1 pseudogene is annotated in these 1,926 nt (G+C 33.3%); it reads right to left on the bottom strand.

Annotated features, from left to right (window positions below):
* Window positions 1-277: 277 nt before the first annotated feature.
* Window positions 278-1,553 (bottom strand): annotated as a pseudogene (locus BHE89_RS15860) (mechanosensitive ion channel family protein).
* Between the last annotated feature and the right edge of the window lie 373 nt (window positions 1,554-1,926).

The raw sequence follows: 1,926 nt of genomic DNA, 5'->3' as shown, positions 1-1,926 counted from the left end.
TATAATGATTTATATCAATATAAAAAATGTTAATAACGTTATATAAAAAAAATAATTATTAAACAAATGGTTACAATTTTCTAATTAATACCACTTTAGTGGTAAATAAAACATCAAATAAATAGGATTTAACAATCGTTCGATATATAAAATATAATATATCGATGTTTGTTAATATAGGGGGAAAACAAGATTGTTAACATGATAACAAATAACAGAACATCAATATTTGTTAATAAGAAAAGTAAAAAAAGAAGAATAATTCTTCTTTTTTACTTTAATATGAAAATAACTTATTGCAGATCTTTTTTCGACAGGAAATCTGAGTGCTCTTTACATCATCGCCGGTTGGAGATTGGTGAACCCTTAAGCCGAATTGAGGCAAAATAGCAAAGATATGATCAAATATATCTGATTGAATCGCCTCGTATTGAACCCAAACGGTGGTATTCGTAAAGGCGTAAATTTCAATGGGAAGACCATCCGAGGTTGGTGCTAATTGTCTTACCATAATTGTCATTTGTTTATGAACATTAGGATGGTTTTTTAAATAAGCTTCAACATACGCACGGAAGGTGCCAATATTAGTCATGCCACGTTGGTTTAATGGTGTTTGACATTCATTACCTAAGGTTGCATTGAATTGATTAATTTCACTTTCCTTATTTTTTATATAAGGAGCCAATAAGTGCGCTTTTTCTAGATCATCAAGTTGTTTTTTATCTAAAAAATGGATGCTATTAATATCAAGAGAAAGGCTTCGTTTAATACGACGTCCTCCTGATTTTGTCATTGCTTGCCAGTTTTTTAAAGGAATCTGAAATTAAAGAATAAGTGGGAATAGTTGTAACCGTATTATCCCAATTACGCACTTTAACAGTTGTTAAACTAATATCAATGACGGCACCATCAGCACCATATTTAGGCATTTCTAGCCAGTCACCAAGGCTTATCATGTTGTTTGCAGATAATTGAATACCAGCGACTAATCCCATAATAGGATCTTTAAACACCAACATTAATACCGCCGTCATGGCGCCTAAACCACTGAGTAAAATCAGGGGAGATTTTCCAATAAGCAGGGAAATAATCATTATCCCAATCAGTACAGAGGCAGCGAGTTTTAGGCTTTGAAAAATACCTTTTAAGGGTAATCGGCCAAATGAAGATGAATTTCTCATGATCTGCATACAAAGATCCATAATAGAGAAAAGCATTAACAAGCCAAAAATTAAGCACCACGCTTGAGCGCTGGTGGTGAGAATTTCTTGTGTTTTACCTGGGCCCATCCACACCAGCGCTTGAATATTAACAACAACACCTTGGATTAAAAAAGCAAAACGGCTAAATAGTTTATTTATTTCTAGAGATAGTTGCTTTTTCTGATCGTACTGACTTATTGCTTTGGAAATTTTAGGTAAGACCAACTTGTGCAAAATAAAATGAAGAATGATTGCGACAAGAAAAATAATGGTTAAAACGAGCAGGAGAGAAGCGATTTGGGCGTACTCCTCATTGAATTGACGTATCCATGTAAGCAGTTGCTGCTGCATAAAATATCCTCATAGTTAATATAGATTATATATCCAGAGTACAGAAAAGAGAGCTTAGTTCAAGAAGGTGAATTTTTTGTTACGAAAAATGCGGGGTAAACGAGATGATAAATAAGGGCAATGAAGTGAATAAAAGCCAGAAATAGTCTTTTGTGCGATGAGGGTGCTATTTCTGCTTTATACTGTATTTTATTTTAAATCAAATAATTACAGTAAACAAGTTGATGATAATTTTACAACAACTTGGTGCAGGCTAGTAATAAAAGAAGTCATTGAAAAATGCGGGGTAAACGAGATGATAAATAAGGGCAATGAAGTGAATAAAAGCCAGAAATAGTCTTTTGTGCGATGAGGGTGCTATTTCTGCTTTATA

The organism is Shigella sp. FC1967 (assembly GCF_001743005.1).
Lineage (GTDB): Bacteria > Pseudomonadota > Gammaproteobacteria > Enterobacterales > Enterobacteriaceae > Proteus.
This window is presented reverse-complemented; position numbering and strand designations above follow the sequence as displayed.